We start from the raw sequence: 23,747 nt of genomic DNA on the forward strand, positions 1-23,747 counted from the left end.
TTCATTCTGCCGCAATCATATTCTTAAGCGCTGCTTCATCCAAGATCGGAATACCAAGATTTTCCGCTTTCTGCAGCTTGCTTCCCGCCGCTTCGCCTGCGACGAGGTAGTCGGTCTTCTTTGACACAGATCCTTTTACCGTACCGCCGTGAGCGGTGATGAGTGCCGCACATTCCTCACGGGAAAGTGTCGGCAGCGTCCCCGTGATGACGAAACTCTTTCCATCGAGAGCCGCGCCGGCGCGCTCCATCGGAGCACTCACAAAGTTCACGCCTGCCGTACGGAATTTATTGAGCAGAGCACGTCCGGATTCCGACCTAAAGAATTCCGAGAGTTTCTGCACGCTGATCTCACCCATATCGGGAACGGCGCGGATCTTCTCCGGATCTGCGAGCGCCGCCTCCTCCAGAGCGTCGATGGACGGAAATGCCTGCATGAGAGAGATCGCAGCCGCACGTCCGATGCCAGAGATTCCGAGTCCCGTGAGGAGGCGATCCGGTGTATTCGCCTTGCTCGCCTCGATTGCGGCAAGACGATTGTCGACGCTCTTTTCTCGTCCGATCAGACCGGAGGAAATGAGTTCATCTCGATGCAAATGTAATGAATATATATCAGCGATATCATGCAAATAACCCGCATGTGTCAGTGCAATGATTGCCGATTCACCAAAACCTTTGATGTCCATCGCGTTACGGCTGACAAAGTTCAGAATATGGTTCTCCACCTGTGCGGGGCACGCCGGATTCTGACATTTCATATCCGCCGTATCCGTCTCACGCACGGCATGGGATCCGCAGACGGGACAGATATCGCCGATGACATAGGGCTGCGTTCCCTGCGGGCGCTTCTCCATGACGACAGCCTTGACGCGCGGGATAATCTCACCCGATTTGTAGACGAGGATTGTATCACCAATGCGCACGTCAAGACTGTCGATATAGTCCTGATTGTGCAGAGTCGCCCTCTCGACGCGCGTACCGCAGAGCTGTACAGGATCGAATACCGCTGTCGGCGTAATTCGCCCCGTACGACCGACGGAGAGTTCAATCGAGCGAAGAACTGTTTCCTTTTCCTCGGGCGGGTATTTGTAGGCGATTGCCCAGCGCGGTGCCTTTGCCGTCGCACCGAGTTCCGCGCGCTGTGCGAAGTTGTTGACTTTGACGACGGCGCCGTCGATGTCATAGGAAAGCTCACCGCGTTGTGCACCGATTTTCGTAATTGCATCCCAGACCTCATCTGCCGTATGACAGACGCTGTAATTCGCGATAATCTTGATCCCCTGTGCCCGCATAAAGTCATATGCCTCGGTATGGGCAGTAAATGAATGCCCCTCCGCACGTTGTAAATTGAACACAAACATCGAGAGCTGTCGCTCCCTTGTTACGCGTGCGTCCAGCTGACGCAGTGTTCCTGCCGCACAATTACGCGGATTTGCAAAGGGCTTTAGCCCGAGCAATTCCTGCCGCTCATTGACCTCGGCAAAGGCGGCACGTTCCATGTAGACCTCACCGCGCACCTCAAAATACGGCAGAGGATCGTGCAGTTCCTCTACAACGTCATTGATTGCGCGTGCATTAAGTGTGACATCTTCTCCCTGCACAATGCCGTCACCACGCGTAATTGCGCGCGCCAGAACACCGTTCTCATAGCGCAGGGCAAGCGAGAGCCCGTCGATCTTTTCCTCCACGACAAATTCTGCGGTCGGAAAATGGGAAAGAACCCCCGTGACGAAGGTACGAATCTCCTCTTCGCTGAATACGTCCTGAAGGGAGAGCATGGGCACGTCATGTGGCACGAGAACACCGACTTCACGCTGCGCTGTTCCGCCCACCTTCTGTGTCGGCGAATTCTTTGTAATGAGCTCCGGATACTCTGCCTCGATTGCTTTTAGTTGCTGCATCAGCATATCGAAGTCATAGTCCGAGATATCGGACGCATTCTCATCATAGTACTGCTTCGAATATTTTCGGATCTTCTTCCGCAGCTCTGTGAGCTCGCTCTTGATCTCCTTGATATCACTCATATCGCCCTCATAGCTTCAATATTGGTGCATATTTCTGCACGAACTTCTTGATCCCCTCGCCGGGGAATGCAATTGTAAGCTCTGCATCCTCTCCCTCACCGCTGATGGCAACGATGCGTCCATCGCCCCACTTGCTGTGGCGCACGGCATCCCCCGCCACAAACTTGGCGGCGACATCGGGACGGATCACGCTCCCATCCTCTGCTGTATGTTGGGGCGGCGGCGGCAGATAGCCGCGCCGTCCGCCCGATGCGCCCCGTCCCCAAACATCGGAGCGTCCACGCACACTGCCGGATTCCGCAAAGAAATCAGCCTCTTTGCGCTCGATCAGCTCCTCCGGAATCTCCGCAAGGAAACGTGAGGGGCACGACATCTCCGTACGCCCATAGATGGTTCGCTGACGCGCATAGGTGAGGTAGAGATGCCGCTCAGCACGCGTGATACCGACGTAGCAGGTACGCCGCTCCTCCTCGATCTCCGTATCGTCGAGCAGCGTACGTGAATGCGGGAAAAGCCCCTCCTCCATGCCCGCCATGAATACGGTCGGGAACTCCAGTCCCTTTGCCGCATGAAAGGTCATGAGCGTGACATTGCCGTCCGACTGCTCCGTTTCGTCGACATCGGAGATGAGAGAGATCTGCGCAAGGAAGTCCTCAAGCCCGTTTGCCCCCTCCTCTGCGCCGTCCTCGAAGTTCTTTGCAACGCTGATAAACTCGCGCAGATTCTCAAGGCGGTCACGGTTATCCTCCTTGGGATCGTCCTCAAGGGCGGCAGCATAGCCCGACTCTTCAATGATGTCCTCGACAATCTCATGCAGGGCCCGTGTTCCGAGCTGTCCCATGTAGGTAAAGACGAGCGCAGCAAAATCCTCAAGCTCAAATTTCACCTTTGCAGAGAGCTTTGAAATTGTACTGAGCAGCTGTGCATCCGTAATGAGCTCAAAGAGCGAGATGCGATACTCTGCCGCCTTCTCCATCATACGTCCAAGAGTGGTCTGTCCGAGTCCGCGCTTGGGAACGTTGATGATGCGCAGGAGGCTCAGCGTATCGCGCGGATTATAGATTACGCGCAGATACGCAATGATGTCTCGGATCTCGCGGCGATCATAGAAACGTACCGAACCGACCATCGCATAGGGAACCCCCGTTGCGTAGAAGGCCTCTTCGATGTTGCGGGACTGTGCATTCGTGCGATAGAGTACGGCAATATCTCCGTATTTCATGTTGAACATCGTGTGCAGGCGCTCCACCTCGCGCACGATGAATGCTGCCTCGTTCTTCTCTGTCCCCCCCTCATAGACGATGATGGGATCACCCGTCGGATTATCGGTCCAGAGATCCTTCTTTTTGCGGGTCAGATTGTTCTCGATGACCGCATTTGCCGCTGCAAGAATATTCTTTGTCGAGCGGTAGTTTTGTTCGAGCAGGATCACCGTCGCGTCCGGATAATCGCGCTCGAAGTTCAGGATGTTGCGCATATCCGCACCGCGCCAGCCGTAGATGGACTGATCTGCATCACCGACGACACAGATATTGCGGTGTCCCGCGGCAAGCAGCTTCGTAATTGCATACTGCGCGCCGTTCGTATCCTGATATTCGTCCACAAGAATGTATTGAAACTTCTTTTGATACTTTGTTCGGATTTCCTCGTTGTTGGAGAGCAGTTCCACCGTCAGCATCAGCAGATCGTCGAAATCAAGCGCGTTGTTCGCGCGCAGTTTCGACTGGTAGAGCTCATACACCTTTGCCACCTGCTCCGCAAAGAAATCGGAAGCCTCGGATGTAAATGCCTTGACATCGAGGAGGCGATTCTTTGCATCTGAGATATGCGACTGCACAGCTCCCGGCGCCGTATGCTTCTCGTCAATATTCAGCTCCTTGAGGCACTCGCGGATCAGATTCTTGCTGTCCGACGCGTCGTAGATGACGAAATTTTTCGCATAGGTACCGAGATGCTCGATCTCCATGCGGAGAAACCGGGCGCAGAAGGAGTGAAACGTACTCAGCCAGACATCGCGTGCAGCTTCTCCAATCAGCGTATCGACGCGGTCACGCATCTCACGCGCCGCTTTGTTCGTAAAGGTGATGGCAAGAATGCGATACGGCGGAACATGATGCTCCAAGAGGTTGGCGATACGGAAGGTCAACACGCGTGTCTTGCCGGAGCCCGCTCCTGCCACGATCAGAAGAGGTCCGTCAAGGCAGGCTACGGCTCTTTGCTGTGGCTCGTTCAGCCCCTGAAACAAATCCATGAGAACTCCTTTGCTCCAATAAAGAAAGGCGGGGCCGCCATCATGGCAAACTCCGCCCCTGCCGTCATATGGTGATTCCCTTACGTCTTGATCCGCTTGACCGCCTCCGAAAGCGGTGGGATGATCTGCTTCTTGCGCGACATGACACCGGGCAGATAGAGATGTGTCCCGCTCGTATCTTTACGGAACGCCTCTCCGATCAGCGTGCGCGGCGATCCCGTAAAGAGCAGATAGGTCGACTCCTCGAGAATGTCCGTAATCATGACAAGACTCAGATCGAAACCCTCCGTATCGCAGATGGTCTTCATCGCAGCAAGCAGTTCGTCCTCCTTCGCCATGATCTCCTTCGTGTCCATGACGGACGTCTGGCTGACGATGACGCGATAGGCACCGATCGTGAACTCCTTGAGATCATTGCGCACGATCTCCATCGGCGACATATTGCCGATGCTCGAGCCCGCCTTGAGCATATCAAGTCCGTAGGTATTGAGATCGACATTCGCAATATCCGCCAGACGCTCTGCTGCCGCCTTATCCTTCGACGTGCAGGTCGGCGACTTGAAGAGTACCGTATCCGAGATAATCGCCGAGAGCAGGAGTCCGGCAATCGATGGAGGGATATCGATGTCATTCTGCCAGTGCATATTGGAAACGATGGTCGCCGTACAGCCAACCGGCTCCGCATGCGTATAGATCGGCTCACTTGTGCTGATTCCGCCGAAGCGATGGTGATCGATGATCTCGATGATCTTCGCTTCCTCGATGCCCTCGACCGCCTGATTGCGTTCGTTATGATCCACAAGGATGACCTGTGCGGGCTCTGATACCACGAGCCGGTCACGGCTTACAAGCCCGACGATACGCCCGTTCTCAAGGACGGGATAGTTGCGGAAATTGGTCTCCTCCATCGTCCCCTTGATATCGGAGAGGAGGTCAAGCGGCTTGAAGCAGACGGGATTGTCGTGCATGATGCGCCTTATCGGCACACATTGATTGATGAGGCGCGCAACGGTATAGGTATCATAAGGTGTTGAGAGCACGAAGATGCCGCGCGCCTCTGCCGCCTCCAACGCTTCGGCAGGAACGCGTCCGTCGCCCGTCATGATAAGACAAGCAATGCCCTGCTCAATGCAGGCGAGAATCGTCTCCGTACGACGGTCGCCGACGAGAACGATGTCATTCTCCTTGATGAGCTTATAAATCGTCTCCACACTGCCGGCAGCAATGCGGATCTGCCCTTTGATCGTTTCGCCCTCTTCGCCCGAAACCAAAACATTGCTGTCTGTCGCATGAATGATATCGCGGTAGCGCACGCGCATATCCGAGAGATTCGTCATGCCGAGTTCCTGAAAATAACGCTTCGCCAGATCACTGACGGAAACGATGCCGACGAGGATGCCCTTGCTGTCCGTCACGGGAATCGAGCGCAGATCGTTTTCACGCAGAACCTCACCGAGATTGCGCAGGGTGTCATGCTGACGGACGACGATCTTGCAGTCCATCGCAATATCCTTGACGCGCGGATAGAGATCCGGAATGAGGAGCGGCTGCTCCACATGGAAATACTCAAGTGCGAACTTTGTCTCCTTATTCACCTTACCGGCACGCGCCGCAATTGCGTTGACGCCCATCGCCTGTTTCAGATGTGCATATCCGACCGCTGAGCAGATGGAGTCTGTATCCGGATTGCGGTGCCCGATAACATAAATCGGCTTTGCAACATTCAAGATGATACCTCCCTATCGCGGCTTCCACACGCCGCATACTGTGACTACCATTATAGCATACTCATTGAGGTGATTCAATTTTTGCAAAAATAAAAAGATGTCAGCGCACCGAAAAGCACGGACATCCATATAATCTTTTATGCCTCGAAAGCAGCTTTGATCTGATGTATCTTCCAACCGTCGTTCATCGCGTAGACCTCGAGAACATCAAAACGGCAAAGGCAGCTTTCCATATGATGTGCACGCAGGTACCAGTATGCCGTCTGTATAATCTTTTGCTGTTTTCGGTAGTGAACTGCCTCCGCAGGCGTTCCACAGCGTACGCTGCGGCGTGTTTTCACCTCGATAAAGACCAGTGTGCCGTGATCGTCCGCGATGATGTCAATCTCACCGATCTTGGTGCGATAATTACATGCTAGAATCCGATACCCTTGCCGCCGCAGATACTCTGCGGCACAGGTCTCGCCTCGATTGCCAATCGCCTTGTTGCTCACGATGATCTCCGATCGCCCGCACGGCGGTCGATGCGATAGACATGTGCAAGAACCTCTGCAATCGTACGGTAGAGTTCCGGCGGAATCTCACGGTCGATCTCAAGCGCCATCAACATATTGACGAGAGATTTGTTCTGATAGACAGGAATGCCGTTCTTGCGCGCCTCTGCAAGAATGCGATCCGCAACGAGCGAACGCCCCTTTGCCGTCACGCGCGGAGCCTTGTCGTTCTTAACATCGTACTTGATTGCAACGGCCCGAGGTTCCTGCTCTACCGGTATCTCCTCGACAGGTGAAGTGTCATTATTCCATTGTTCCGCCATCTCTCACCCATCCTTATTCTCTATACAGTCCTTTGTATTATACGATTCTCACGCTTTTCCCGTCAAGGAAAAACAGCTGTTTTGATTGCATCAGTTCGTGAAAAAACGCCGCTCTCCGATCGCACCGATCTGGATCCCTTCGATGACGAGTGAGGTGCCGTCCGCCGTTTCCCGTATCTCATCGAGCACATGACGAAACTCCCATGCGGCATCGGCGTCCGAGAAATAGAGGCGCATATCCACATGATTTTCCTCATAGATGCGATTGATGAGCTCTACCGTGCCGATGTTGTCCGTGAGCACACAGATGCGCAGCCACGTTTCCTTTTTGATGCGATCGGTCTCCTCATCCTGATGTGCTTCGTCGTAGACATGGATATAGGCGGGATACTCGGATGCGCCCATAAAGAGCGGCATGACGAAGTTCATGGATCGCTGTCCCGGCTGCGGTGCAGCATTTTCTCCCTCAAGCGCATTGCGCATAGTGAGTGCGAGTGCCGCGACATCCCTGCCCGCACGCTTGTATTGCTCTGCCGTCATCCTCCGTGTCTTCACAATGTCCGCCATCTGCATGAAGGCCCACAGGCGCGGGAGATCGGGCAGCTGTTGTTCGAGTGCCGCCTGACGAACGGTCCCCGGAATGTTCTGCTGTAACAGCTGAATCAACTGCTGCAGCTGTTTTGCATCTCCTTCGTTCAGCGTTTGACCGCGTCCACTGACAAAGTTTTGCAGCAGAAGCGCTTCCTTCTGACTCAGATTTTCGTTTTGGAGGAGCGTCTGTGCGAGATTCCGCAAAACGTTCATCGTCTGCGGTGTATTCTCCATCGTCTGGGTAAAGAATCTCTGCATCTCAGGGACCCTCGTCTGTGCCGCACTTCGCACCGACGTATTTGGCGCATTCGAAAGCTCCGCCTCACGTCCCGCCTGTGTGCGAGCAGACTGTGCCGCTGCCTCCCCTTGCGCATTGGTCACTGTTCGTGTACCGGTCTCCGAAGCAGCCTGTGCGTCCCCCTGACGCAGCATCGAATTTGCCGTTTCCTTAGCATTCTGTGCAGAAGCCTGCGGCGTTCCCGTCGACGCTGCTGTGTTTTGCCCGCGTTCGGAGGAATTTGCTCCCGCAGCAAGTTCACTTGTCATCCCCTTCTGAAGGGTTCCCGCCTCACCGGATGATGGCTGTGTTCCCTGTGTAGCGGATGCGTTTGATTGTTTGGAGGCGTTTGCCTGACCTGTGCTTTCATTCGGGAGATTTACTGCCTGTCGCAGCATCGTGGCGGTATTTTCCTTCGCCACTCCATCCATTGTCGATGCAGATGTTTGTGCGCGGGACATTTGCTGGTCCGGCACGGTTTCCTTCGGCATTGCCGTGTTTGCATTTTGCACGGTTGAAGACGTGCGTGCCTCCGGTCCGCCCGTCGGGTTCTGAGCAGCGGTCTGTATCTCTCCTTCCTGCATGCTCCCGTTCATTGGCATCGGCTGGGAGGAAGATGCCGTTGCACGCGGCATCAAAAGCTGAACGAGCTGATTCAGGAAGGACAGTGGTGTTGATCCTGCATTGCCTGAGAATGTTGTTTGTGCACTTCCCTGTGCATTCAGTTGGGTAAGAAAGGCCTGCAACTCCTTTGGCAGGAGTTCCGCATTCCCCGTATCGAGGAGTTGGAATGCTGCTTTCGTCAGCATGATTGGCTCAAACGTTCCACCAGCCTCTTTGGCGAGTGCCGATTTCAGTCCTGTGAGCAGTGCCGCAAGATCATCCCCGATCTGTGGGGCACTTCCCTTCTCTGCCATTGTGCCAAGCTGATTGAGCATACGCGCAAGTGTTGTCAGCTGGTCGGTCGAAAAACGCTGACTTGCGGCAGTACTTCCGAGTCCCTGTCCCAGTGTCGTTTCGAGGGAAAAGGACTGACGTATCATATTTTGAATGACTTCCTTGAGCTCCTGCGGCATCTGCTGGACATTTGTCTGCTGGCGTCCGCTGATCTTTGAGAGGACATCCGCCATATGGTCGATGGCAGTCTCAAGCGAAACATTCGTCCGCTGACTGAATGCGGCAGATGAGTCTCCCTGTTCTCCGCGACTCTGGACACCCTCGGTCATTCGCCCCTGCGAGATTTGAGAGGCGGCAGGAATTGCAGGAGATGCTGTTGTTGTATTTGCTTCCATCGACACAGTATTCACAGCCTTTTCTATTGAATCATAGATCGTATGGGTTCAAACGATTTGCGATGCAGCGGACTCACCCCGTATTTGCGAATTGCTTCGATGTGTTCACGCGTTCCATATCCTTTGTGCTTTGCAAAGCCGTAGTTCGGATATGCGGCATCGTATTCATTCATCAATCGATCGCGTGTTACCTTCGCCAAAATAGACGCTGCCGCAATCGACGCGGACTTTGCGTCCCCCTTGATGATGGATTTTGACGGCATGGATAGTTTCGGCAATTCCACAGCGTCGATCAGCACCTCATCCGGCGTCGGGGACAGAGAAGCAACTGCCTCATACATCCCCATGCGCGTCGCCTGCAGGATATTCATGCGATCAATTGTCTGTGCATCGATCAGTGCAACATAATGGGAAACGGCACATGCGATAATTTGGTCGAAAAGTTCCTCACGCACAGCGGCAGACAGCTTCTTTGAGTCATTCAAACGGGGAAGTATGCATTCCTGCGGCAGAATGACAGCAGCAACAGCAACGGGCCCCGCAAGAGGACCGCGTCCTGCCTCATCTACACCCGCGACAATCGTGCGTCCTTTCGCTGCGGCGACACGTTCATACACATACATGTGATGCAGACGCTCGCGTTCTTTTTCTGCTCGCTCGTAGCGGCGAAGAATCGTTTGTACCGATTTTCTTGTATCGTGTTGGCAGGTCTCGATGAACTCCGTTGTCACACTGCCTTGAAGAAATATGTTTTCTATTTCTTTTATCGTCAAATTTGTCATTTCCTTTACCATACTTCCTAGATGGTGGGAATGGGCGGAAAATCATCCAGTGTGACGCGCCCCAGCCGCCCGCTGCGAAAATCCGTCAGCACAATCTGCTCTGCCTTTTCATAGTCAACCTTGCCTCCCGCGCGCAGACATCCACGCTTTCTCCCGATTTCCTCGAGCAGTTCCATACCGCTCGGCAGTTCCTTCTCCAATCGGTAGCGTTCCATAAGATCGGACGGATACCTCATGCGAAGCGTGTCGAGGAGCAGCAAGACTACACTTGCCACATCATAGACATTGTCATTGATTGCACCCGTAAATGCGAGATGAAGTGCCGCCTGCCGATCCTCAAACTTCGGCCAGAGAATGCCGGGCATATCGAGAAGTTCGAGCTGCGCACCGATGCGGATCCACTGCTTTGCACGTGTGACGCCGGGACGGTTCTCCACCTTCGTCTTGCTGCCGCCCGACAAGCGGTTGATGAGTGAGGACTTCCCTACGTTTGGAATCCCGAGGATCATGCACCGTGCTGCCCGCGCCTTTGCTCCGTGCTGAACGAGCTTGTCCGTTTTTTGCTTCGCACATTTCGCAATCGCCTGCACGAGTTCCTTGACACCGCGCCCCTTTACCGCATCTACAGGAACCGCCGTAATCCCCTGTGTGGCGAAACAATTCACCCATGCGCGCGTCGCCGCCTCATCCGCAAGATCCGCCTTGTTGAGCACGATGACCCGCGGCTTGCCACCCACAATCTCACGCAGCACGGGATTTGCCGAACTCATCGGAATCCGCGCATCCAGCAGCTCTATCACAACATCTACGAGCTTCAGATTTTCTTTAACAAGCCGCTCTGCCTTACGCATATGCCCAGGGTACCACTGGAGACTTGGAATATCGATTGCGTTGTCATTATCAGTCATTATATATATTCCCCTTGAGCCTTAATTTTACTGGACTTTATCATCATATGTAAATGTATAAAGCGAGAAAATCATAATTCATCATTATCAATACTATATCATATTTTAAGGAAAAATCCCATAAACGGGAGACAAATGGGAGACAAGCAAAAATAAGCCCCAGAGCCGAAGTCCTGGGGCGTGGATACACCTATATCGTTATGCCTTGATCGTCGGCGTCAGCGACTTGTCCAGCACGAGCCGCACAAGCCACACGCCGCCCTGCATCATTGCCGGCAGAACGACTGCATCCCTCCAGTAGCACCAACCGTGCTCTGATTTGGATTGCTCCTTGATCTGCGCCACAAACTTGTCGACTGCCTGCTCAATGGCAGGTACGCATTCCGTGAAGATTGTGCGCGTCACCCGCTGCTTGACCTCCTCTGTTACATGGTTGACGTTGATCTCCTTGACAATCGCATCCCGAATGTCTGTCCACTTGCTCATGATATGATCTCCTTTCAGTTGTTCGGCGTTCCGCCGTTATCCTTTGATAACTTCCCTTATGGATACCGCTTTTGTAAAAAAATATGGCACAGCCAGTCCGTAAAACCGGCTATGCCTGTTCGTCTTCCGCATCCAAAGTCCGAGCGTTGAACTCTCCGATGCGGTTCCACACGATGACGATTTTCTGTGTGCGTTTGCCGTCCGCCACTTCCGGATGGAAGATGTACACCTTCTCGATGAACTCGCGGACGATTTCTGAGGTAAGCTCCGGGATGTCCGTATACTTCCTGACGATGGAAAGGAAGCCGTTCACATTGGCTGCGGTTTCCGATTCCTTGGCGACCACAGCTTGCAAACCCTTCATCCGCATAGTCAAGACGCTCTGCTCATTTTCATAAGTGGCGGTCAGTTTGGTAAAACGCTCATCGGAAACCTTGCCGTCCACATTGTCCTCGTAAAGCCGCTGAATCAGCAGATCCAGTTTCCGCATACGCTTGCCTGCCTGTTCCATTTCCCGCTTGGCATCACGCAGAACCTTGTCCGCCGCTTTTCTGGATTTCTTGGCAATATCATAGTTGCGGACATGTCGCTGGTGACAGAATTGACACTCTTCGTGTTGCCGCCATTCCTCTCAAGTTTTTCACCCACGTTTTTGACCGCCGTTTTATCGCGACCAGGTTCGACGTCGAAGACACGGCGCCTTACTGGGTCGACGGCGACGGTGACGTATTTGTGCCCACGACGAAAGGATGTCTCATCCATGGCGATGGAGCAGATATCGGAAAGATCCATACGATTTACCGCGTCATGCACCCAATACGTATGGATAGCGGCGAGCGACTTTTCGTCACAGCGAAGCAGACGGGAGGCTCTGGCACGAGGAACGTCTTACAGGAGTAGCATGGCGTAGCCTTCGAACAGCAGGGGAAAGCGACTGTGCTTGCGCTCAAACGGCGCGCTCATCTGCACGGTACCGCATTTGTCGCAGAGAACACGGGGGCGCTTGCAGTGGACGCGCCTATGATATACCATGGATCCTCTAGACGCAGTGATCCTGCGAGCATCTTGTCAAAATTCTCGACCATTTGTCATCACACTAGACGATTATACCATCTTCCACTACTTCGGGAGTAGAGCCCATATTTTTTGCCTGCTCGAAAAGTGGCAGCCCCGTAAGTCCGAACGCCTGCCCGATGTTGTCCTTGATGTTCGACAGCACGCCCTCGAACGTCTCCGACTGCTTTTTCATCATCTCTGGGAAACGCTCGTTCATGCCGTCCATCAGCGCGCGTATGGCGATGTCGGCGTCAATCCCCATCTCACCGATATTGGCAAGTTCGTCCTTTGTCAGCCCCAAATTCTTTGCGAGGATGTCCTTTACGGGCACGCCCAGCTGTGCCAGCTGCATCACATCATTGCCCATGAGCTTGCCCGTTGTGCGGATCTGACCGAAGACAAAGGCGAGCTGACCAAAGCCCGTTTCCCCCTTGCCAAGCCCCGACGCCGCATTGCCGAGCGCGGTGAGCGTCGGGATGATCTCCTGTGCGTCATATCCAAATGCGATGAGCTGCTGTGCTGCGTTGCGGATGCCGGGCATCTCAAACGGTGTTTCCGCAGCGAACTTTTGCAAATCTCTGATCATGGCAGTTGCTTGTTCCCCGGAGCCAAGCATGGAGGTGAATGCGACATGTGTCTGTTCCAGCTCGGCGTTGTAGTCGATGAAGGCGTGCTTTGCCGCACCGAGCGCTTCCGCAACACCGCCGATGCCGACGGCGGCGATGAGGGCGGTCCTTGCAATGCCACCCAACTGCGAGACAGCTTCCTCCGCACCGTTCAACGTGAGATCGAGCGTTGGATTTGGCAGATTGTTCAGCTGATTGCGTATGCTCTGTATGATGCTGCTTGCTTGGTCACGCGCCCGTATGATGACCGATATAATCGGGTTTGCCACTTCATCTCACCTCACTTAAAAGTACCGTCTCAAGCGTCTGTATCTTATGCAGCATGGCGATGTCAAAATCTATGCCCAGCACATCAGCCACCTGCCGCGCTGCGCCGTAATCCATGCCGACTATGCCCGCGAATGACGTGCGCACCTGTGTCTGTATGTGCCGCCACAGATACCACGCATCTATGTTCTCGTCCATCAGTGCGGGCGGCTCGTGTACGCACCCTTCGCAGGGCGGCGCAGCCCCCTCCTGCGCGTATGCCTCGCGGCAGGATGCGCAGTACGCGGGACTCTCCGACATCTCCCACCGATAGACGGCCTCTAGTTTTTTACTTCGCGCTCGCGTCCGTACGTCTCGGCATAGGTATCCGTTGCGATGCGGAGCGCCTCGTTATAGGGCATGTCATCGGGAATCTGCCCTGCGTAGATGTTGTCGAGGATCCAGTCTGCCATGCCCGTTGTTACGGCAGCGCTGTCGTCCTCCTTTGCAAGAGCAGGATCCAGTCCCGCCTTGCGCAGTTCGCGCATTTCCTTCACCGAGAGAGAGCGGATCGTGATTTTGCTTGTCGTTTCATTTGTCATAATATTTTCTCCTAAACTCTTATTGCAACAATACGTAATATAGCGTATAATAATCTCAAAGGGAGGTACTGTCATGCCGATGACGCCAAAAGAAATGGTTCGTCTTCTGAAGAAGAACGGATTTATCTATATCAAAAGCAACAACGGTTCTCATCAGAAGTATCATCATCCAGGGCGAAACATCACGCTGAGCGTCCCGATGCACGCGAAAGAACTCAAAAAAGGCATTGAGCGGCAACTTCTAAAGGAAGCAGGGCTGAAGCCCTCTCAGAACGGAGGAAAGTCATGAAGCACATATATTTCTACCCCGCTGTTTTCCAGACGGAGGAAACAGGCTATTCCGTCTTTATCCCCGACATCGACGGCTGCATGACGCAGGGGGAGACGATGGAAGACGCCCTTACGATGGCGCAGGACGCAATCGGGCTGATGCTCGAAGACGTTTCTCCCGCCGATTACCCCGCCCCTTCGCTCCCGCAAGATTTGCCGCTTGAGCGTGACCAGTTCGCCGTTATGGTGCCGTTTGACAAGCTCGCATACGACCGCATGTATAACGCAAAATCCGTGAAGAAAACGCTCTCGCTTCCCAAGTGGCTGGACACGCTCGCTGTGCAGCACAACATCAACTTCTCGAACCTCCTGCAAAACGCCCTTATGCGCGAACTCGGCGTAAACAAGGCATAAGACAAAAGCGCCCTGCGCCCGCAAGGTGCTTTTTCTTTTGCCTCAGTATGCTTCCTGCTGATTCTTCAGCGTCACCGTGACAATGCTCGCCCCGTCTGCCGAGAATGCACGCCACTTCACATCGATAACCACGCCGGCGGGTCCGCTGATCTGTGCATCGAACGGCTCGAACTGGACGCTCGGCAGGGCAAAGACAAGCGACGTGTTGGCGTCGAGCTTGAAGCCAATCTCCATAGAGGCGGCGGCACCTGTGTCCGCCTTGTCCATCCACTCGGTCGAGACGAACAGCGCCTTGAGAGAGCCGGATACCTTCATCAGCCCTTCGGGGATGTCCCCGCGCAGACCGCCGCCGCCGACAACGTACTGATCGCCGTCGAGGTTCGCATTGATCTCAAGCGAGCCTTCTTTGACGATGCGGCTTTCCGTGCCGTCGATCTTAACGTAGGCATGGTTCTGTGCGATGCGCAGCAGCTTCGCCGCCTTTGCCGCACTGTCATACGCTGCAGAGTCCTGCTCGCGCGAGGCGCCCATGACACCGAACTTGAACGTCATCTCGTTGTCCTGCCCAAAATCGGCAGAGAACGTATTGATCTTGACGCCCTTGTAGCGGACGTATTTGCCGAGGTCAGGGAAAGCCTTCTCCACAACGATGGAGGGCTGTGTGTCCTTGACCGTAAAGACGTGCGTCTTATTCGGCGCGGTGCCCGTGGTCTTGGGATCGCCGAACAGCGCCTTGAGCATGTAGCCCGATGCGCTATAGTCTGCCGGCATCTCGATATCGCCGTCGACGCTCACGCGGCCAAGTGCCGGCTGCGTGTCGTTGCGCGTGTTCGTGATCGTGTCCGATTCGATGAGCGTCTGCGCCTTAGAGAGCTCATTGCTGTTCATCGGCAGAGAGATGCCCTTCTTCGTCGTGGGGCTCACGCCAAAGGCCGACTCAAAGTCAATGGTCATCGCGGATTTATAGCCGCGTGCCTGTTGTGTTGCCATATACTGCCTCCTTATGTTTCCTCATAAACGATGATCTCAAGGCTCGTGCGGCTGCCAACGAGAGGGCGCACGCTGTCCCCGTCGCCGCCCGTCTCAACGATGCGTACCCGCATGAGTTGTACACGGTCCGCGATGTATACGGTCTCCTGCTCGTAACGCCGCAGCGCATCCATCAGCGCTCCTTCGAGGCGTGCGATGGCTTCATAGCCCTTTGTCAGGTCTTTGCTGCTCGACTGTACCCACGCATCGACGCTGATCTGCACGCGCATATCCTGCACGAGATCATCACCTGCAGGGCGCTCGCGGTCACGCTGAATAAAGATCAGCCCTTTGCCGTTTTCGTCGGGGCGCACATCGCTCGGCTTGTAGCCGCCGAGGATGACCTGATCGGCGATGTCTGCCGCATGCAGATAGTCGCGCAGGCTCTTCAAAACTTTTAGCCAGAGCATTTCATTACCCCCGATGCAGTCCTACAGAGCCGTAGCTGCTGCTCACCGCTGTCCCCGTGAGTGCTGCGGCGGTCATGGACGCCTCAATGCGTTTCATCTCGTCGCGGTAGAAGCTGTACTTGCCCGCGTAGCTGTCCCGGTCATCACTGCCGCCCCACGGCTGCGCACCCGTGAAGCTCTTGCGCATGCACAGCTCGCGGAACACATAGACCGTAAGGAAGCGCCGCACGTAGTAGGTCGGCTGCACCGCCTCCCATGCGACGCCAAGACCTGCCGCCGCTGCGCACAGGTACTTCTCTACCTCTGCGATAAGGTCGTCCGTCACGGATGTGCCAAGCAGTTCGTCCTTATCCCTCAATTCAGTTGCCTGTAAGAGCATTTCCCACCTCCTGTAGCGCCCGCACCGTGTATCGGTCAAAAATTCGCCGGATCGTATCTTGATTCTTCTCAAATGCATCATAGATAAACGGATCCGGATCCCATCCGGGAAAACGGACTCGCTTGGCGAACAGAAACTTGTTCCCGTCCACCCAGCGCAGTGCCTTCCTCCGTTTTGGAAAGATATCATGCGCCCTTATGCCCTTGTGGATAAAGACGCCATAGGGCGCGATGTTCCCGTCAAGATACACACGCGCCTCCATGCCGCTCCCACCGATTGCGGTCTGCACCGCATCCTTGAGCCGTCCATTCCGCTGCTGGTAGCGGTGATCCATCTTCGCGGTCGTCGCGACCTCGATCGCACTTGCCGTGACAGCAAGACGCAGATTGCTGCGGAATATGTCAATGACGCTCATCGCCCTCGGACGCCGCAGCGCCCTCCTTTTTGCCCTTTGCGGGCTTCTCCGCGACACGTTCCGCCGCGAGTGGCGACACTTCAAATCCCTGCATCACGAGACCTGCGACCTGATGCTCCGTTTCTGCGTACTGCACTTCGTTCAGCCGTATCAGTCTTGTCATCCTGCTCCTCCTTATGCACCCGTGTTGACCCAGACACCCGCGAGCTTGTTGCTCGGAATCCAGAGGTCATGAAACTTGCGGTAATCGAGCTTCCACGCATCTGCCTTCTGGTTCGTGTCCGGCTCGAAAATGCGCACCTTATCCGTCTTGGAGATCGCAATCGGCGCGCGTCGTGCCATGAGGATCCAGTTAATCGCCTTAGCGCCCGTGTCCGCCTTGAATCCTCCTGCCTCCTGTCCCGTGGTCTTGCCATCGGCGAAAATGTACGCCGTCTTCATGCGCGCCGAGGGGACGGAGAGGATCGGGATTTCGTTATAGGTGCGCACCTTCGTGTTCACCGCGCCCGCCTTGAAGTCCGCAACATCAAGATAACGCGTCACATCCTTCGCGCCGTTGAGGATCGTACGCACGGGCGTCGCCATGATAAGAACGAGCGGCTCGTCCTCGCCGATGATGTCCTGCAGCTTCGTGATCTCCTCATCGAGTTTGCCGAGAATGTTGTCCTTCGTCGGCGTGAATGCCGCCGACTCATGCGCTGCGCCCTTCGCGAGAGCCGCAATGCGCGAGTAGCGGTAAGCGTCGACTTCAGGCGCGACCTGCAGGCGCTGAAACTCGCCCATAACGTTCCCCGCCGCCGCAATGAAGTTCGACTCATCGACGTCCATCGAATCGAGATGGAACGTCCTGCCCCTGTCCTGCGTGAGCGTGTAGTCCTTGTAGGCAAGGGTTACCGCACCCTGGTTGAATCCATTGTCACGGTCGTACTTTGCCAGCCCCGTCGTGGAAATGCTCGGCATGCGCACCGTGTCGCCGCCGCTGTACTTCACGTTCGAGGCATTTGCCTCCATCCAGCCGGACGTGCCCGCCGTAAGCATCTGCTTATCCAGCTCCTGCTGAAAAATCTTTGCCATCTCAAGCGTATTGATTGCCATGTGTCTTTACTCCTTTTCGTTATCCCCCAAGCGTAGCGGCGAACTGCTCTGCCATCGTGCCGCCTGCGCCATTATCACCGGATCTGCCGTCGCCGCTGCCGGGCTTCTGCGCGTCCTTGACTGCCCATGCCTTACCGCTCAGCCACTCCGCAGCGCCGTCGGCGATGCTGCCCCGCGTGCCGTCTGCCTTGGTATAACTGTATGTGCCATCCTCAGCGACTTTGATGGAGGGCGCAATGAGTTTTGCAAATTCCTGCGGGGCGACAGCGTTGCTCTTGGTGAGCGCATCGACTGTCTGCGCCATGATGTCTGCCTGTACGCGCTTTTCCTCAGCGGTCTTGCGCGCCGCCTCCGCGTCCTCGTACTTCTTGGCAAGGTCGGCGATCTGCCCCTGCAGCTTCTGAATCTCCGTCTGTGCACCCGCGCCCTTCTTCTGCGCGTCGCCGAGCTGCGTTTCCAGCTCCTTGTGCTTCTCTGCAAGCGCCCCATGCTCCGTCTTGAGCACAGTCAGCGCCTCCTCTGCCTTATTCTTGGCGATGCGTGCATCTGCCGCCTCCTTTCGGACGCCCACAAGCTCGCTTTTGATGGTCTCCACCATCGCCGCGCCGTTTTCCGCAGCCTCCAGTGCCGCGTATACGTCTTTGAGTTCCATGTTCTTGCCTCCTGTGCAAATAGCCGTGCGGGTCTCCATCCCGCGCATCAAAAATGCCCTGCCGCATAGCACGGAGGGCATGAAAAAAGCACCTGCAAGAGAGCAAGTGCTTTCTATCCCGTTTTTATCAGCTCAACATACAATTAAGCCCCGGAGTGAAGAAACCTTCATACAAGCTATACCGAATCAGCCCCGCCAGTCGATTTGTGGACATAACATCTGCTGTGGCAGACAGTTTGTCTATGCGGAACTCCTCTGTTTTTTTGTCCCAGACCAGAACACCGTCACAAGATCGATCACTTTCCACACTATAAGCAATGAACATCTCATCATCGTTCTCTCTGATCGGTTTCGCCCACCCCAGCATTTGAATCACCCTTTCAAGAGCGCTACATAGTTGTATATTCTTTGTGCTTTTTCATGAGCATCAACAGCGGAAAGTCCGCCTTTCATGAAAATAGATTCGATATATTCATGATTCAGTAAGACAATGTCACGCTCTTGAATATTTCGCCCATCAATAAGGCGCTGCCACGACTGTGCCATTTCATAATCCGGAAAGAATCTTTTCCGCCCGTTTTGCAGGTCATGCTCCTCGATGAACACATGGTTCTTTATGACACGAATATCCTGCTCCCGAAAACCGGTGTTAGCGGCAATCCTCGCGCAGTCCGTTGTCATATGCCGCACGGATTCATAATATGTGGTAGCATGGTTGAGCGCTCGCTTACTGTCGGGATTCAGCGCCCCGCTTTGTATTATTATATCACCTCTGCCGCCCGTTGACGAGAGTCTGCTGTCAACTTTTTTCCCGCCGTATCCTCGTGCCTTTGCTGTCCAGCTAACTCCGCCCCGTACATCCTTCTCCCCATGAATCCCGAGGAGCATCTGCCGATGATGCAGACTGACGCTCGCAAGGTACTCCCTGCCGCCCTCCTCGATGCGCTCCGTCGGCGTTTCGTTGTCCATCATCCCACGTATGACAGGCTTCAAGAAGCACATACAGTGCGGATGCGCGGGCAAACGCGGCACCTTGTCTTTTGGGAACACGCCCGCACCCAGCCCGTAGAGATTCGCCTTTGCATACAGATCACAGATATCATAGCGCGGATGCCGCCCCGACAGTTTCCATTGGTACGCCACGCAGTCCTCGTTGTTGTCCCATTTCAGCAAGAAACCGTCCTGATACGCCCGCGCCATCTCCGTCCGTGCAATGCGGTCGGCGAAGTAGCGCGTCCTCTCTTGCGTCGCGGTGTATATTGCCTTGTTCAGCGCCTTCTCGTTCTGCGTCTCGAGCGCCTCGACAAGCTGCGATATATGCGGGTATGTCAAGAAGTTTGTGTAAAAATATTTTTCAGTAGATCGCGTCATATTGCTGCATGAGCTTTTCGATACGCTCATCCATAAGCAACTGATTGCGCACGAGTGCCCAGTTCGGTATTCTGCGCCCACCCCACTTCCCGTAGAGTTCTAGTACGCGTAAATACAGCAGCTTGAATACCGCCTCTTCGTTCGGAAACGCTCCCTTCTTCGTGACCTTGCGAAAACTTGCGTTGACGCTCTCCACCGCATTTGTTGCGTATATGATCTTGCGTACGGCGCTTCCATAGGAGAAGAGCTGCTCGACATGCGCAAAGTTCTTTTCCCAAACAGCGACAGCCCCGGGGTATGCAGCCCATTCTTTGCGGAAGATCTCAAACCGCTCGCGTACCTGTTTGGCATTTACCGCACCATAGATTCCCTTCAGTTCCTTGGTGAACCGTCCCCATTCTTTGCGTGGAATGTACCGTATGGCGTTACGAACCAGATGTACGATGCACCACTGCACCACGACCTGCGGGAAAACGGCGCGTGCCCCTTCCTCCAGACCTGCCACGCCATCCATCGAGAGGAATCCGATCGCCTCCACACCGCGCGCTTTGAGTTCATCGAAAATCTGCATCCATGCCTGCTTGCTTTCCGCCTCGTTGATCCAAAGACCAAGCACATCTCTGCGCCCGTCTGCGTCATAGGCGAAGACGACATGTACCGCCGCTTGTGCCGCGCCCCGCTCCCTGCGCAACGAGACGTAGAGGCAGTCCACAAATCTCAATACAGAGGATTTGCAGGGATTCGCAGCATTCGCCGAGGAACTGCAGGCGGAGGAACGCAGACGCATTGAGACATTTTCATAACTTGCATCTCATTGGGGACTTGTGCTATACTATCTATGGCAAGCGATAGTAACATCAAGGCACACGAAAAGCCCCGAGATACCAGCTCGGGGGCTTTTCTGTTCCCATTGTGCAGGCAGGGACTAGCGCCTAGGCTTGTTGCCTTTGTCTCACCCGTCAAGCCATTTGCAGAGATAGGGGCAGACTATCCCAGCCAGAACGGAGAGCAGAAACGATAGTAACATTCTTGACACACCTCCTTCCCGTGCCGGCATGGAGGTGGCAACGCATCCAGTATAGCATAGTTCAGAACATCAACCAACTGGAAAAAATCGGCTCTTTTTTCCTAGTTAGGCAGCTAAGTAGGAAAATATTGCTGATTTTTCCCAAATAAAAAGGCTCTACTCCAAAACTAGTGGAAAAGGTATTTTCAGAACAGAACAGGTGTAGCTAATTTCAACTTTCCTGCAACCAAGTAGATCATTGCGGCATAGCCTTCAAAGGTATGAAAACCTCTTGCCTTGCGCTTCGCCGCTTGAATCATTGCGTTGTTCTGATATTGTCAAGAACAGTTGACAATATCAGAGCGCACATGATCATGCGTATTTTCAAAAGCTGCGCACGCAGGAGCGTCAACGTCCCTCTCGCTCCGATGCGGATCGCACGGCACTCATGCAGCGCATTGACGAGCTGGATCGTCAAATCTCGCGTGTTGTGGATCTCTACCAGCTTGGCACAATCAGCATTCATGAGATCGGTCAGCGTACGCAAAAGCTACAAGCAGAGCGGGACGCCCTGCAGACAACGCTGGACAATATGGAAGTGCAGAAAGAGGAAACGCGGCTCTCAGAGGAGAAAGCCCTGTTTCTCCTCTCCTCCTTCGATGCTGTGATAGAAACAGGGACGATGGATGAGAAAAGGGACCTCCTCCAGGAGCTTATTAAGGAGATTGTCGTTCTCCCGACGAAGGGGGAGCTTGATATTGTCTGGAACTTCTGACACACGAAAAGCCCCGCGGCTCTCTGTCGAGCTACGGGGCTTTGTCGTAAGGTTTATAGGAGATCGCGTCGGACTAATTTCGTGAGACATTCCACGTGCGAAGTGTGTGGAAATAAATCTACAGGTTGGACTTCCTGTGTGATATATCCGACACCTTTTAGGATGGCGAGGTCACGTGCGAGGGTGGCGGGGTTGCAGGAGACGTAGACGATGCGTTGGGGCTTCATATTGGCAAAGGTGCGGAGGACAGTTTCGGTGCAGCCCGCGCGCGGCGGGTCGACGACGACGACATCGGGGCGGACGCCCTGCTTGTATAGCGCCGGCATGACGTCAGTCGCGTCACCGACGATGAATTCGGCATTCTTGACATGGTTGTCGCGCGCATTCTTCCGTGCGTCAAGGATGGCGGGCTGAACGATCTCGATGCCGTAAACCTTGCGCGCCTTCTGGGCGAGAAAGAGCGTAATCGTTCCCGTACCACAGTAGGCGTCAATGACAGTCTCTGTTCCATGCAGATCGGCATAGGCAAGTGCCTGCTCATAGAGGCGCTCCGCCTGCCGTGTATTGACCTGAAAGAAGGAGCGCGGGGAGATGTGGAAATTCAGTCGACCCAAGGAGTCGATGATGGTCGATCTGCCCCAGAGCAACTGTGTATCACGTCCCATGATGACGTTGTTGCGATAGGTCTGGATGTTCTGATGGACGCTGACGAGGTTCGGCAGGCGCTCGCGCAGCATACGGACAAAATCCTTTGCACGCGGGAGCTGCTTGGTCGCCGTGACAATGACCGCCATGAGATCATTGTTCCGCCCGACACGCCCGACGATATGGCGTAGGATTCCCTTGTGTGTGTCCTCGTTATAAATGGGAATATGCAGTTTCTCGGCAATCGCACGCACGGCATTCGCAAGATCGTTGTTCGCGGTATGCTGAATATGGCAGTTCTCCGTATTGATGATCTTATGGCTGCCCTGTGCAAAGCAGCCGACCATGATTTTTCCCTTGTTGACGCCAATCGGAAACTGCATCTTGTTCCGATAGTTCCACGGCTGCTCTGCACGCATGGTTTCTTTCACGGGAATCTGCAGGAGTTTGCCGATATGCGTCAGCGCGTCTGCAACCTGTGCACGCTTCGCATCCAGTTGGGCATCGTAAGAGAGGTGTTGGAGTTGGCAGCCGCCGCATTCATCGTAAATTTCGCAGAGCGGTGCAACTCGCTCCGGACTCGTGTGCAGGATTTCCTTCACGTGCCCGCGCGCATAACTGCTTTTTACCTCTTCGATGAGGACGGAAATATTCTCGCCTGGAAGTGCGTTTGGGACAAACACGGTGAAGTTCTCATACCGTCCGACACCCTCACCGCTCGTCCCGAGGCGATCAATCCAAATATGATATGTCTGCCCTTTTCGGACTGGAATTGTCTGCGTGGGATGCTTTATCTTCTCTTTCGCCTTCATCGCTCTGCAAACGTCACCTTTTCAAACAGTTCCATGGGATGTGTGAGGAGCACGTCGGCTCCATGCGCAACGAGTTCTTCCTTTGGGCGAAATCCCCAGAGCACCCCGACGGAAAATGCCCCCGCGTTGCGCGCGGTATCCATGTCCACACTGGTGTCGCCGAAGTACGCCGTATGCGCTCCTGTAACACCGAAGTTTTTCATAATATGGAATACCTTCTGCGGATCCGGCTTGCGCGGCAGTCCATCCTGATCGCCGATGATGGTACGAAACATATCATGCGGAAACAGCGCCTCCATAATCTTCTCTGCCGCAGATTGATGCTTGTTTGTGCAGACAGCCATAGGAATATTGCGCCTCTGAAGCTCCTTGAGCATCTCCATAATACCATCGTACGGTTTCGTCTTATGGAGCAGATTTGCAGCGTAGCAATCCTTGTATTCCGCGATAAAGGAATCCACAAATGACGGCTTTGCTGTGTGCTCTTGGGGCAGAATACGCTCAATCAGCCTTCGTGTGCCATCCCCCACAAAATAGCGATATGCCTCTACCTCATGCACGGGAAATCCGTGTGCATGGAGTGTGGCATTGGCGCTGTCCGCGAGATCGGCCAACGAATCGACGAGTGTCCCGTCCAAATCAAATATGGCAGCTTCGTATTTCATGGAAATGCCTCCTTTGACAAGACAAGGCTGTTGCACGAAGTTTTCCGGCTTCGTACAACAGCCTTGTTAAGGAATCGCTGATAAAATAGACCCTCAGATTGGCGTAGATTTTTTCGTCCGAACAA

27 protein-coding genes and 1 pseudogene are annotated in these 23,747 nt (G+C 54.5%); 3 read left to right on the forward strand and 25 right to left on the reverse strand.

Annotation, left to right across the window (positions count from 1 at the left end; translation table 11 throughout):
- Nucleotide 1: 1 nt before the first annotated feature.
- The 14 genes from ligA to HMPREF9081_RS07475 all read right to left on the reverse strand — a co-directional run bounded on the left by ligA (nt 2) and on the right by HMPREF9081_RS07475 (nt 13,684).
- Nucleotides 2–2,023: an NAD-dependent DNA ligase LigA gene (ligA, locus tag HMPREF9081_RS07415; protein ID WP_006306500.1), complete on the reverse strand. Its 2,022-nt coding sequence runs from the start codon at nt 2,021–2,023 to the stop codon at nt 2–4.
- Nucleotides 2,024–2,030: 7 nt separating this feature from the next.
- Nucleotides 2,031–4,274: a DNA helicase PcrA gene (pcrA, locus tag HMPREF9081_RS07420; RefSeq protein ID WP_006306501.1), complete on the reverse strand. Its 2,244-nt coding sequence runs from the start codon at nt 4,272–4,274 to the stop codon at nt 2,031–2,033.
- An 80-nt stretch (nt 4,275–4,354) separates the two neighbouring features.
- Nucleotides 4,355–6,001, reverse strand: a complete 1,647-nt coding sequence (locus tag HMPREF9081_RS07425) for a putative manganese-dependent inorganic diphosphatase (protein WP_006306502.1) — start codon at nt 5,999–6,001, stop codon at nt 4,355–4,357.
- A gap of 137 nt (nt 6,002–6,138) precedes the next feature.
- Nucleotides 6,139–6,495: a YraN family protein gene (locus HMPREF9081_RS07430; protein ID WP_006306503.1), complete on the reverse strand. Its 357-nt coding sequence runs from the start codon at nt 6,493–6,495 to the stop codon at nt 6,139–6,141.
- Nucleotides 6,492–6,818 (reverse strand): EscU/YscU/HrcU family type III secretion system export apparatus switch protein, encoded by a 327-nt coding sequence (locus HMPREF9081_RS07435; RefSeq protein WP_006306508.1) that lies wholly within the window; start codon nt 6,816–6,818, stop codon nt 6,492–6,494. The genes HMPREF9081_RS07430 and HMPREF9081_RS07435 overlap by 4 nt, the downstream gene beginning before the upstream one ends.
- A gap of 90 nt (nt 6,819–6,908) precedes the next feature.
- Nucleotides 6,909–8,978 (reverse strand): prolipoprotein diacylglyceryl transferase, encoded by a 2,070-nt coding sequence (locus HMPREF9081_RS07440; protein ID WP_154647342.1) that lies wholly within the window; start codon nt 8,976–8,978, stop codon nt 6,909–6,911.
- A 23-nt stretch (nt 8,979–9,001) separates the two neighbouring features.
- Nucleotides 9,002–9,760, reverse strand: coding sequence for a ribonuclease HII (locus HMPREF9081_RS07445; protein WP_167535614.1), 759 nt, complete (start codon nt 9,758–9,760; stop codon nt 9,002–9,004).
- A 17-nt stretch (nt 9,761–9,777) separates the two neighbouring features.
- Nucleotides 9,778–10,668: a ribosome biogenesis GTPase YlqF gene (ylqF, locus tag HMPREF9081_RS07450; protein WP_006306511.1), complete on the reverse strand. Its 891-nt coding sequence runs from the start codon at nt 10,666–10,668 to the stop codon at nt 9,778–9,780.
- 198 nt (nt 10,669–10,866) lie between these two features.
- Entirely contained in the window at nt 10,867–11,154 is a 288-nt protein-coding gene (locus HMPREF9081_RS07455) for a hypothetical protein (protein ID WP_006306512.1), read from the reverse strand.
- 109 nt (nt 11,155–11,263) lie between these two features.
- Entirely contained in the window at nt 11,264–11,644 is a 381-nt protein-coding gene (locus HMPREF9081_RS07460) for a DUF4368 domain-containing protein (protein ID WP_050795015.1), read from the reverse strand.
- The gene (locus HMPREF9081_RS13260) at nt 11,623–11,946 is read right to left on the reverse strand and encodes a transposase (RefSeq protein ID WP_071778197.1); all 324 of its coding nucleotides are present in this window, start codon (nt 11,944–11,946) and stop codon (nt 11,623–11,625) included. Before HMPREF9081_RS13260 ends, HMPREF9081_RS07460 begins: the two co-directional genes overlap by 22 nt.
- A gap of 304 nt (nt 11,947–12,250) precedes the next feature.
- Complete coding sequence (locus HMPREF9081_RS07465; RefSeq protein ID WP_006306515.1) at nt 12,251–13,105, reverse strand: tape measure protein; 855 nt, start codon at nt 13,103–13,105, stop codon at nt 12,251–12,253.
- A 1-nt stretch (nt 13,106) separates the two neighbouring features.
- Nucleotides 13,107–13,403: a DUF1799 domain-containing protein gene (locus HMPREF9081_RS07470; protein WP_006306516.1), complete on the reverse strand. Its 297-nt coding sequence runs from the start codon at nt 13,401–13,403 to the stop codon at nt 13,107–13,109.
- A gap of 20 nt (nt 13,404–13,423) precedes the next feature.
- Nucleotides 13,424–13,684, reverse strand: a complete 261-nt coding sequence (locus HMPREF9081_RS07475; RefSeq protein WP_040394796.1) for a hypothetical protein — start codon at nt 13,682–13,684, stop codon at nt 13,424–13,426.
- 73 nt (nt 13,685–13,757) lie between these two features.
- Between HMPREF9081_RS07475 and HMPREF9081_RS07480 the strand changes: the two genes are divergently transcribed.
- Nucleotides 13,758–13,973: a type II toxin-antitoxin system HicA family toxin gene (locus tag HMPREF9081_RS07480; protein ID WP_006306518.1), complete on the forward strand. Its 216-nt coding sequence runs from the start codon at nt 13,758–13,760 to the stop codon at nt 13,971–13,973.
- Nucleotides 13,970–14,368, forward strand: a complete 399-nt coding sequence (locus tag HMPREF9081_RS07485) for a type II toxin-antitoxin system HicB family antitoxin (RefSeq protein WP_006306519.1) — start codon at nt 13,970–13,972, stop codon at nt 14,366–14,368. The genes HMPREF9081_RS07480 and HMPREF9081_RS07485 overlap by 4 nt, the downstream gene beginning before the upstream one ends.
- A 42-nt stretch (nt 14,369–14,410) precedes the next feature.
- Here HMPREF9081_RS07485 and HMPREF9081_RS07490 read toward each other — a convergent pair whose 3' ends face one another.
- From HMPREF9081_RS07490 to HMPREF9081_RS07530, 9 genes and pseudogenes are all read right to left on the reverse strand, one after another.
- Nucleotides 14,411–15,358: a phage tail tube protein gene (locus HMPREF9081_RS07490; RefSeq protein WP_006306520.1), complete on the reverse strand. Its 948-nt coding sequence runs from the start codon at nt 15,356–15,358 to the stop codon at nt 14,411–14,413.
- An 11-nt stretch (nt 15,359–15,369) separates the two neighbouring features.
- Nucleotides 15,370–15,807 (reverse strand): hypothetical protein, encoded by a 438-nt coding sequence (locus tag HMPREF9081_RS07495; RefSeq protein WP_006306521.1) that lies wholly within the window; start codon nt 15,805–15,807, stop codon nt 15,370–15,372.
- 4 nt (nt 15,808–15,811) lie between these two features.
- On the reverse strand, nt 15,812–16,186 hold the full coding sequence (locus HMPREF9081_RS07500; protein WP_006306522.1) for a hypothetical protein: 375 nt from the start codon (nt 16,184–16,186) through the stop codon (nt 15,812–15,814).
- Nucleotides 16,167–16,601: a hypothetical protein gene (locus HMPREF9081_RS07505; RefSeq protein ID WP_006306523.1), complete on the reverse strand. Its 435-nt coding sequence runs from the start codon at nt 16,599–16,601 to the stop codon at nt 16,167–16,169. The genes HMPREF9081_RS07500 and HMPREF9081_RS07505 overlap by 20 nt, the downstream gene beginning before the upstream one ends.
- Nucleotides 16,588–16,764, reverse strand: a complete 177-nt coding sequence (locus HMPREF9081_RS13870) for a hypothetical protein (RefSeq protein ID WP_006306524.1) — start codon at nt 16,762–16,764, stop codon at nt 16,588–16,590. Before HMPREF9081_RS13870 ends, HMPREF9081_RS07505 begins: the two co-directional genes overlap by 14 nt.
- Nucleotides 16,765–16,775: 11 nt before the next feature.
- Nucleotides 16,776–17,696, reverse strand: a complete 921-nt coding sequence (locus HMPREF9081_RS07510; RefSeq protein WP_006306525.1) for a hypothetical protein — start codon at nt 17,694–17,696, stop codon at nt 16,776–16,778.
- Between the two features lie 19 nt (nt 17,697–17,715).
- Nucleotides 17,716–18,348: a hypothetical protein gene (locus tag HMPREF9081_RS07515; protein WP_040394805.1), complete on the reverse strand. Its 633-nt coding sequence runs from the start codon at nt 18,346–18,348 to the stop codon at nt 17,716–17,718.
- A gap of 372 nt (nt 18,349–18,720) precedes the next feature.
- Complete coding sequence (locus tag HMPREF9081_RS12785; protein WP_006306528.1) at nt 18,721–19,680, reverse strand: structural protein; 960 nt, start codon at nt 19,678–19,680, stop codon at nt 18,721–18,723.
- 22 nt (nt 19,681–19,702) lie between these two features.
- Nucleotides 19,703–20,434 (reverse strand): annotated as a pseudogene (locus tag HMPREF9081_RS07530) (IS256 family transposase); the annotation flags it as partial.
- 739 nt (nt 20,435–21,173) lie between these two features.
- On the opposite strand from HMPREF9081_RS07530, the gene HMPREF9081_RS07535 reads away from it, so the two are divergent.
- A complete protein-coding gene (locus tag HMPREF9081_RS07535) occupies nt 21,174–21,500 on the forward strand; it encodes a hypothetical protein (protein WP_006306534.1) in 327 nt (108 codons plus the stop codon).
- Nucleotides 21,501–21,553: 53 nt separating this feature from the next.
- Here HMPREF9081_RS07535 and rlmD read toward each other — a convergent pair whose 3' ends face one another.
- Together rlmD and HMPREF9081_RS07545 are read right to left on the reverse strand one after the other, a co-directional pair.
- A complete protein-coding gene (rlmD, locus tag HMPREF9081_RS07540; protein WP_006306535.1) occupies nt 21,554–22,957 on the reverse strand; it encodes a 23S rRNA (uracil(1939)-C(5))-methyltransferase RlmD in 1,404 nt (467 codons plus the stop codon).
- Nucleotides 22,954–23,622, reverse strand: a complete 669-nt coding sequence (locus tag HMPREF9081_RS07545; protein ID WP_006306536.1) for an HAD family hydrolase — start codon at nt 23,620–23,622, stop codon at nt 22,954–22,956. Before HMPREF9081_RS07545 ends, rlmD begins: the two co-directional genes overlap by 4 nt.
- Nucleotides 23,623–23,747: the final 125 nt, after the last annotated feature.

This window comes from Centipeda periodontii DSM 2778, assembly GCF_000213975.1.
GTDB lineage: Bacteria > Bacillota > Negativicutes > Selenomonadales > Selenomonadaceae > Centipeda > Centipeda periodontii.